The sequence below is a fragment of the Brevundimonas sp. genome, from assembly GCF_013823285.1.
In the GTDB taxonomy this organism is placed as follows: domain Bacteria; phylum Pseudomonadota; class Alphaproteobacteria; order Caulobacterales; family Caulobacteraceae; genus Brevundimonas.
This window is the reverse complement of record NZ_PNLV01000098.1, coordinates 1-8,433: the sequence shown is the minus strand read 5'-3', so window position 1 is coordinate 8,433 and position 8,433 is coordinate 1. Positions and strand designations below refer to the sequence as shown.

Genomic DNA, 8,433 nt, shown 5'->3' with positions numbered 1-8,433 from the left:
AACATCCTCCACCCCGACCGCGCCGACGATCTCGGCCAGGGCGTTGGCGGCCTGCCGGGCATCCTCGGCGGCCACCTCGGGCCCTAGGGCCATGGCGGCGCGGGCGGACGCCAGATGATCCCGCGCCCGCTCCAGCCGGATGCGGTGGCGCTCGCGGGTTACGGCCGGGAAGTCGGCGCCGGACAGATCGTCGGCGATGCGGCGGGCCAGCCAGGATTCCAGAGCCTCAAGCCCCTCCCCCCGCTCGGCGCTGACGGCCAGATGGGCCATGCCCTCGGGCGGGGTCTGGGGCTCCATGTCCGACTTGTTCAGCACCGCCAGATCACCCGGCTGCACCAGATCCGCGACGGCCGCGCTGTCGAAGCCCGGGGCGCGGACCCACAGACGCAACTCGGCTTCGGCGGCCCGAGCGCGGGCGCGGCGCACGCCCTCGGCCTCGATGGCGTCGGCGGTGTCCCGCAGGCCGGCGGTGTCCATCAGGGTGACGGCATAGCCGCCGAGGGTCAGATGGGCCTCCAGCACATCGCGGGTGGTGCCCGGGGTCGGGGTGACGATGGCGGCCTCGCGCCCGGCGAGGCGGTTGAACAGGGTGGACTTGCCCGCATTGGTGTCGCCGATCAGGACGATGCGGTAGCCCTCGCGGATGCGTTCGCCGCGCCGGGCCTGACCGAGGGCCGCGTCGATGTCGGCGGACAGGATGGCGATCATGGGGCCGACCCGGTCCGACAGGCCTCCGGGCACGCCCTCCTCGTCGGGAAAGTCGATCTCGGCTTCCAGCAGGGCGAGGATGGACAGCAGGGACGCGCGGAACCCGGCGTAGCGCTCGGACAGGGCGCCGCCCAGCTGGCCGAGCGCCTGGCGCCGCTGCGCGTCGGATTCAGCATCCACCAGATCGGCCACGGCCTCGGCCTGGGTCAGGTCCATGCGGCCGTTCTGGAAGGCGCGGCGTGAGAACTCGCCGGGTTCTGCGGGGCGCAGGCCCAGATCGGACAGGGCCCGGGCGCAGGCCTCGAACACCGCCCGGCCGCCGTGCAGATGCAGCTCGGCGCAGTCCTCCCCGGTGAAGCTGGCGGGACCGGGCATCCAGAGGACCAGAGCCTGATCAAAGACCTCGCCCGAGGCGTCTCGCAGGGCGCGGAGCGAGGCTCGGCGGGGCTCCAGCCCACCGGCGCCGAGGGCTGTCAGCGCCGCTTCGGTGGCTGGACCCGACAGCCGCACCACAGCGATGGCGCCGCGTCCGGGCGGGGTGGCGAGGGCGTAGAGGGTGTCGGTCATGGGTGAAGAGCGACGAGCGTCTGTGCGGCGGCCAGCCCCCTCCACCGCGAAGCCTGTCCTCGGGCTTGCCGAAGGCAAGACCCGGGGGCGGTCCCCCTCCCCCGACGGGGGAGGATTGTCGTCATGGCTTGGTGGCGCTTTCCATCAGGCGGCGGAAGTGGTCCTGGGCCTGGAGGCCGAAGCTGGTCCAGGTCTTCATCAGCTCGTCGGGCTGCATGGCGACGATGTTCTCGTCCATGCGGCGCTGCATCTCGGCCACCATGTGGTCGTTCAGCGGCTCCACATTGGGCAGACCGAGGAAGGCCCGCGCCTCGGCCGGCTCGCAGTCGATCTCGATCTTGACCTTCATCGCAGGCTCCCGTGTTTCACGTGAAACAGCCTCAAGCAGCCTCGCACCGCGTGCGAGGTGCCAAGGCCGGATTATGTGTTCATGGACTGGAAGAAGTCGCCGTTGTTCTTGGACTGGCGCAGCTTGTCCAGCAGGAACTCGATGGCGTCCTGGGGGCCCATGGGGTTGAGGATGCGGCGCAGCACATAGGTCTTGGCCAGCTGGTCCTTGGGCACGATCAGGTCTTCCTTGCGGGTGCCGGACTTCAGCACGTCGATGGCCGGGAAGATGCGCTTGTCGGCGACCTTGCGGTCCAGCACGATCTCTGAGTTGCCGGTGCCCTTGAACTCTTCAAAGATCACCTCGTCCATGCGGCTGCCGGTGTCGATCAGGGCCGTGGCGATGATGGTCAGGCTGCCGCCCTCCTCCACATTGCGCGCGGCGCCGAAGAAGCGCTTGGGCTTCTGCAGGGCATTGGCGTCCACGCCGCCGGTCAGGACCTTGCCCGACGACGGCACCGTGGCGTTGTAGGCGCGGCCCAGGCGGGTGACCGAGTCCAGCAGGATCACCACGTCGCGCTTGTGCTCGACCAGGCGCTTGGCCTTCTCGATGACCATTTCGGCCACGGCCACGTGACGGGTGGAGGGCTCGTCGAAGGTGGAGGCCACGACCTCGCCCTTCACCGTGCGCTGCATGTCGGTGACTTCCTCGGGGCGCTCGTCGATCAGCAGGACGATCAGATAGACCTCGGGGTGGTTCTGCTCGATGGACTTGGCGATGTTCTGCAGCATCACCGTCTTGCCGACCCGCGGCGGCGCCACGATCAGGCAGCGCTGCCCCTTGCCCAGGGGCGCGACGATGTCGATGACCCGGCCCGAGCGATCCTTCAGCGTCGGATCCTCGATCTCCATGTTCAGGCGGGAGTCGGGATAGAGCGGCGTCAGGTTGTCGAAATTGACCTTGGTGCGGACCGTCTCCGGGTCCTCGAAATTGATGGTGTCGACCTTGAGCAGGGCGAAATAGCGCTCGCCCTCGCGAGGGCCGCGCACCGTGCCGTGGACCGTGTCGCCGGACCGCAGGCCGAAGCGGCGGATCTGGGACGGGCTGACATAGATGTCGTCGGGCCCCGGCAGATAGTTGGCGTCGGGGCTGCGCAAGAAGCCGAAGCCGTCGGGCAGAACCTCAAGCACGCCGTCGGCGGAGATCTCCACCTCCTCGTCGGCCAGAACCTTGAGGATGGCGAACAGCAGATCCTGCTTTCGCAGGTTCGAGGCGTTCTCGATCTCCAGACCCTCGGCGAAGGCGACCAGGTCGGCGGCCGACTTCTCCTTCAGCTCCTCAAGCGAGATGCGCTCGCCGAGACCGGCGCCGCGCTCGTCATCGCCGTTTTCGGACTCACTGTCGGAATCCCCATCGGCGTCGGACGGGGTGTCGGCGGTCTGATCCTCAACCGTGGCGTCGTCGGCGGGAGTCTGGTTTTCGGTGTCGGTCATGAGCGTATCGCGAAGAGGCCGCGCGGCGAGGGCCGGGCGGACGGGGGAGGAAAAGGCGATGTCTGGCCGAAAGGCCGGAGGGGAAAGACGGGCGCCCAAGCGTCAAGCGGAACGGTCGGGTCGTCTTGAAAGAAGGGCAGCGCATTTCTGCGCCTCGTCGCCAGCGACACCACAGGCGGGCGTCGGCGTCAAGCGGAACGGCTCAGAAGGACCATTCCAGGGTCACGGACAGGACCATGACGATGGCGGCGACGAAGGGCAGTTCGTTGGTCATGCGCCAGTACCGTTCGGACCTCTGATTGGTCCCGGCGGCGAACCGCTTGCGCGCCACCGCCAGATAGTGATGCCAGCCGGTCAGGAACAGGACGCCCGCGATCTTGGCGATCATCCAGGGCTGGTGGGCGAAGGACCAGTCCGCGCCCGAGCCGCTTCGCAGCCAGAACAGCCACAGGCCGAAGATCCAGGCCGCGATCATTGACGGATTCATGATCAATTTCAGTAACTTGCGTTCCATGGTCTGGAACGTCAGATCCATCTCGCCGCCCGCCGCCGCCTTGACGTGGTAGATGTACAGCCGCGGCAGATAGAGCAGGCCCGCCATCCAGGCGATCACCGCCAGGATGTGCAGGGCCCGGGCCAGATCATAGGCGTTCATGCCGCCATCCCGCGGCAGGGACAGGCCTTCCAGTCGCCCTGACAACCGGGGCCATAGGGGGCGATTCCGGTCCGGTCCACGGCCGAGCCGACCGCTTCCGACAGGGCCTCGATGAACGCATCCGTCACGCCCACGGCCGGCGTGCGCAGATAAGGGCTCACCCCCTTCTCCTCAGCCAGATGGCCGTACTCCACGTCCAGCTCCACGAGGGTCTCCACATGCTCGGAGACGAAGGCGATGGGCACCAGCACGGCCCCGACGCCGTCACGGCCAGCCTGTTCGATGGCGTCCGGCGTAGACGGGCCCAACCATTTCAGCGGCCCGACGCGGCTCTGGTAGCAGATGGTCCAGTCCTGCAGGCCCAGACGCTCGACCACGGCGAAGACCGTGCGCTCCACCTGCTCCTGATAGGGATCGCCCTTCCTGTGGACCAGGTTTTCGGGGATGCCGTGGGCGGAGAACAGCACCCGGACGGGCTTGTCCCCGGCCTTCTCGAGTTGGGCGGTGATCAGGGCCGCCTGGGCCTCGATCCAGCCGGTGGCCTCGGGATAGCAGCACACCGCGCTGATCCGGCCCGGTCCGCGATAATGCTCGCGCCAGGCCTTAAGGGACGACTGGGTGGTGGTGGTGGAGAACTGCGGATAGAGCGGCAGCAGCACCACCTGATCCGGGCCGAACGCCTCGACCGCCTTTGCGGTCTCGGGCGTCAGGGGGTTCCAGTAGCGCATGGCGATGAACACCCGGACATCGTCGCCGGGCCAGTCCCGCCGCAGACGTTCGGTCAGGGCCGCGGCCTGTTTTTCGGTCTCGGGCAGCAGGGGCGAGCCGCCGCCCATGATCGCATAGTTGGCCTTGGCCTCCTCCTCGCGCTTGGAGGAGATGAATTTCGCCAGCGGCGTGCGGACAATGCCGGGCAGACCGATGATGGCCGGGTCGTTGAACAGGTTGAACAGGAACGGCCGGACGGACTCCTGACCATCGGGCCCGCCCAGATTCATCAGGACGACGGCGATGCGGCGAGGTGTGGAGGCGTCGGTCATTGGGCTCCGATCCGGCGGAGCACCTGCTCCACATGGGCGATCGGCACATCAGGTAGGATGCCGTGGCCCAGATTGAAGACCCACGGCCCCTGGCCCCAGGCCTCCATCAGCTGATCCACCCTGCGGTCCAGCGCCGCACCCCCCGCCCGAAGCAGGAGAGGGTCCAGGGCGCCCTGGATGGGCTTGATGGCCTGGACCCGGCGGCCGACGGCCAGCGGGCAGGCGGTGTCCAGCGCCACGGCCTGGACGTCCACATCGCGCGCATAGCCCTCGGCCAGCGCCGCCGAGCCGCGCGGGAAGCCGATCAGGGGCACGGAGACGCCCAGCTCGCGCAGGCGGGCCACAAGCTTCTGGTGCGGCTTCAGGACCAGACGGTCGAACAGATCGTCGGGCAGGCCCTCGGCCCAGCTCTCGAAGATCTTCAGGGCCTGGGCGCCGGCGTCCGCCTGCATCTTCAGGTACCAGGCGCTGGATTCCACCAGCACATCCAGAAGGGCGTCCACCTTCTCCGGCTCGGCATAGGCGTAGGTGCGCGCCTGGGCCCGTTCGCCCTTGCCGATGGTGCGGGCCTCCCCGTCCAGCATGTAGGTGGCCACGGTCCAGGGGGCGCCGGCGAAACCGATCAGGGCGCGTTCGGGCTCCAGGGCCTCACGAACCCGCGACAGGGTCTCGCCCACCTCGGACAGGGCCGCGCCGGCGCCCTGCGCCAGATCCCGCATGGAGGCCACGTCGGGCAGGGCGCCCAGGCGGGGGCCCTCGCCCGCCTCGAACCAGACCTCCTGGCCCAGGGCGCGGGGGATCAGCAGGATGTCCGCGAAGACGATGGCCGCATCGAAGCCAAACCGCCGCATGGGCTGCAGCGTCACCTCGGCGGCCATCTCGGGATTCAGGCAGAAGGCGATGAAGTCGGGCGATTGCGCTCGCAAGGCCCGGTACTCCGGCAGGTAGCGCCCGGCCTGACGCATGAACCATACCGGGGGGCGCTCGAGGGACTCACCCCTAAGGGCGCGAAGGAAAACGGGGTCGTCACTGGCCATGCCGAGCCGTGTACGAGGCCTGACCGTCCCACTCAATCCTTACTCATGAATTAGAGTCTTGAGAGATGGTGACAGAGTCTTGGGCGGGGGACGCCGGGGACAGTTTCAGGTCTTGGCCGGACGGCGCCGGGTTTCTCCCCTGCGGATCGCCGGTCATCCACGGGGAGCGACCGTGGGGATGATCCTACGGGATAGTGTTAACAAAACCTTACCAGCCCTTAGCCCGACAGCGGTCGCGGAATCCGGGGCGGCGGGGATAAGTCGGGTCTTCACCAAGCCATCCCCATGCTGGGCGCCGCCGGACCACACACGCGGGACGGAATGGCCCCGACCCTCGTGATCGTCCCCGTAATCCCGAAGGATGCGCCCGGCCGCCCGAGAGGCTATGGAAAAGTCATGAAACCGTCCCCAGTCGTTCGGGGCGCCGCCCACAGGTTCGCCCCCCGATGATCGCCAAGCCGGGCCGTCTGGCCACCTATTTCCACGTCCACCTGGTGTCGGACTCCACCGGAGAGACCCTGAACGCCATGGCCAAGGCCGTGGTGGCCCGCTTCGACGGCGTCATCCCCATCGAGCACATCTACGCCCTGGTGCGCTCCCACAAGCAGCTGGACAAGGTGCTGGAGTCCATCGACGCCTCGCCGGGCGTGGTGCTGCACACCATCGTGGACCGGGAGCTGCGCGCCGCGCTGGAGGACGGCTGCCGGCGCATGGGCATGCCCCAGATCGGGGCGCTGGATCCCTTGGTGGGCGCCCTGTCACGCTATCTGGGCGCCGCCATCTCGACCCGGGTGGGCGCCCAGCACGCCCTGGACACCGACTATTTCAACCGCATCGGGGCGCTGGACTACGCCATTTCCCACGATGACGGGCAGAGCCAGAACGATCTGGAGAACGCCGACGTGGTGCTGGTGGGGGTCAGCCGCACCTCCAAGACGCCCACCTGCATCTATCTGGCCCACCGGGGCGTGCGGGCGGCCAATGTGCCGCTGGTCCCCGGGCAAGAGGCGCCGGAGCGGCTGAACGGGCTGAAGACCCCGCTCGTCGTGGGCCTGACCGTGTCTCCGGACCGTCTGGTCCAGATTCGCCGCAACCGGCTGGAGGGCCTGGGGGAGGTGCGCGGCTCTACCTATGTGGATCATGAGGCGGTGCGGGACGAGACCGTGAAGGCCCGGCGCATGTTCGAGCGGCGCGGCTGGCCCACCATCGACGTGACCCGCCGCTCCATCGAGGAGACGGCGGCCCAGGTCATCAATCTGCTCAACGAACGCCGGGCCAGGACCGGCGAGCCCGACGCGGGCGGGGCGCAGTCATGAGCGGGACCCTGATCCTTGCGTCGAAGAGCGCGGCGCGCCGGGCCATGCTGACCGGCGCGGGCGTGCCCCATCAGGCCACATCCGCCGATGTGGACGAAGGGGCGCTGAAGGTCGACCTGTTGGCCGGCGGCGCAGACCCTGCGGGCGTGGCGTTGGCGCTGGCGCGGGCCAAGGCCGAGGCGGCGTCGCGCGCGCACGCCGGACTGGTGCTGGGGTCGGACCAGACCCTGGATCTGGACGGGGGGCTGATAGACAAGGCCGACAGCCTGGAGGAGGCCCGGGCGCGGCTGAACGCCTTTCGCGGCAAGGGCCATGTGCTGCATTCCGCCGCGGCGCTGGCGGTGGGCGGCGAGACCGTGTGGAGCGCGGCGGATTCGGCGCGGATGCAGGTGCGGGACTTCTCGGACGCCTTTCTGGACGCCTATCTGGCGGCCGAGGGCGAGGAAATCCTGTCCAGCGTGGGCTGCTACCGGCTGGAGGGCCTGGGCGCCCAGCTGTTCGAGCGCATCGAGGGGGACTATTTCACCGTCCTGGGCATGCCGCTGTGGCCAGTGCTGACGGAACTCCGCGCTCGAGGATTGCTGGCGTCATGAGGATTACAGGCGCGGCCCTGCTGGCGGGAATCGTGGGTCGGCCCGTGACCCATTCGCTCAGCCCTGTCATCCACAATGCGTGGATTGAAACAGCGGGCATGGATGCGGTCTACGCCGCCTTCGCCCCGTCCGACGAGGCGGCTTTCGACCTGCTGATCGAGGCGGGCCGGGCGGGCATGATCCATGGCCTGAACGTCACCGCCCCCTTCAAGGGCCAGGCGCTGGCCCGGGCCGACGAGCCCAGCGACACCGCGCGGGCCTGCGGCTCGGCCAATGTTCTGGCGTTCCGGCACGGCCGCGTCATTGCGCACAGCACCGACGGGGAGGGGCTGCTGAAGGCGCTGGCCGAACAGGCGCCCGACGTCGACATGACGGCGGGGCCTGTGCTGTTTCTGGGCGCTGGGGGTGCTGCACGGGCGTCCGTGGCCGCCCTGCTGGCCGGGGGCGCGCCGGAGGTGGTGATCCTGAACCGGACGCGGGAGCGGGCGCAGGCGCTGGCCGAGACCTTCGACGACCGGGTGCGGGTGGCGGGAGAGGACCCGGCCGACATCGCCGGGGCGCGGCTGGTGATCAATGCGGTGAGCGGGCCGATGGTGTTCGATTTCAGCAGGACGCCCGAGGCCGTGGCGGCGCTGGACATGACCTACAAGCCGCTGGAGACGCCGTTCCTGATGGCGGCGCGCGCGCGGGGCCTGA

The 8,433-nt window shown here is 69.0% G+C and carries 9 protein-coding genes; 3 read left to right on the top strand and 6 right to left on the bottom strand.

Features of this window, described 5'->3' with window-relative positions:
• From mnmE to hemE, 6 genes are all read right to left on the bottom strand, one after another.
• Positions 1-1,275 (bottom strand): tRNA uridine-5-carboxymethylaminomethyl(34) synthesis GTPase MnmE (gene mnmE / locus C0461_RS11885; RefSeq protein WP_292107195.1); only part of this gene is annotated, 1,275 nt, incomplete at its 3' end.
• Positions 1,276-1,396: 121 nt separating this feature from the next.
• Positions 1,397-1,624: a DUF6489 family protein gene (locus tag C0461_RS11880; protein WP_292107193.1), complete on the bottom strand. Its 228-nt coding sequence runs from the start codon at positions 1,622-1,624 to the stop codon at positions 1,397-1,399.
• Positions 1,625-1,695: 71 nt separating this feature from the next.
• Positions 1,696-3,096 (bottom strand): transcription termination factor Rho, encoded by a 1,401-nt coding sequence (gene rho / locus C0461_RS11875; protein WP_021696984.1) that lies wholly within the window; start codon positions 3,094-3,096, stop codon positions 1,696-1,698.
• Positions 3,097-3,298: 202 nt separating this feature from the next.
• Positions 3,299-3,751 (bottom strand): CopD family protein, encoded by a 453-nt coding sequence (locus C0461_RS11870; RefSeq protein WP_292107190.1) that lies wholly within the window; start codon positions 3,749-3,751, stop codon positions 3,299-3,301.
• Positions 3,748-4,791 (bottom strand): ferrochelatase, encoded by a 1,044-nt coding sequence (gene hemH / locus C0461_RS11865; protein ID WP_292107188.1) that lies wholly within the window; start codon positions 4,789-4,791, stop codon positions 3,748-3,750. The genes C0461_RS11870 and hemH overlap by 4 nt, the downstream gene beginning before the upstream one ends.
• Positions 4,788-5,828 (bottom strand): uroporphyrinogen decarboxylase, encoded by a 1,041-nt coding sequence (gene hemE, locus C0461_RS11860; protein ID WP_292107186.1) that lies wholly within the window; start codon positions 5,826-5,828, stop codon positions 4,788-4,790. Before hemE ends, hemH begins: the two co-directional genes overlap by 4 nt.
• A gap of 446 nt (positions 5,829-6,274) precedes the next feature.
• Between hemE and C0461_RS11855 the strand changes: the two genes are divergently transcribed.
• The 3 genes from C0461_RS11855 to C0461_RS11845 all read left to right on the top strand — a co-directional run.
• Positions 6,275-7,144, top strand: a complete 870-nt coding sequence (locus C0461_RS11855) for a pyruvate, water dikinase regulatory protein (protein ID WP_292107184.1) — start codon at positions 6,275-6,277, stop codon at positions 7,142-7,144.
• The gene (locus C0461_RS11850; RefSeq protein WP_292107182.1) at positions 7,141-7,737 is read left to right on the top strand and encodes a Maf family protein; all 597 of its coding nucleotides are present in this window, start codon (positions 7,141-7,143) and stop codon (positions 7,735-7,737) included. Before C0461_RS11855 ends, C0461_RS11850 begins: the two co-directional genes overlap by 4 nt.
• On the top strand, positions 7,734-8,433 hold a 700-nt coding region (locus C0461_RS11845), incomplete at its 3' end, for a shikimate dehydrogenase (protein WP_292107179.1). The genes C0461_RS11850 and C0461_RS11845, both read left to right, overlap by 4 nt.

Bases quoted from the DNA above. Each gene is read 5' to 3' on its own strand.
- C0461_RS11880 (WP_292107193.1), bottom strand. From the start codon at position 1,624: ATGAAGGTCAAGATCGAGATCGACTGCGAGCCGGCCGAGGCGCGGGCC.
- rho (WP_021696984.1), bottom strand. From the start codon at position 3,096: ATGACCGACACCGAAAACCAGACTCCCGCCGACGACGCCACGGTTGAG.
- C0461_RS11870 (WP_292107190.1), bottom strand. From the start codon at position 3,751: ATGAACGCCTATGATCTGGCCCGGGCCCTGCACATCCTGGCGGTGATC.
- hemH (WP_292107188.1), bottom strand. From the start codon at position 4,791: ATGACCGACGCCTCCACACCTCGCCGCATCGCCGTCGTCCTGATGAAT.
- hemE (WP_292107186.1), bottom strand. From the start codon at position 5,828: ATGGCCAGTGACGACCCCGTTTTCCTTCGCGCCCTTAGGGGTGAGTCC.
- C0461_RS11855 (WP_292107184.1), top strand. From the start codon at position 6,275: ATGATCGCCAAGCCGGGCCGTCTGGCCACCTATTTCCACGTCCACCTG.
- C0461_RS11850 (WP_292107182.1), top strand. From the start codon at position 7,141: ATGAGCGGGACCCTGATCCTTGCGTCGAAGAGCGCGGCGCGCCGGGCC.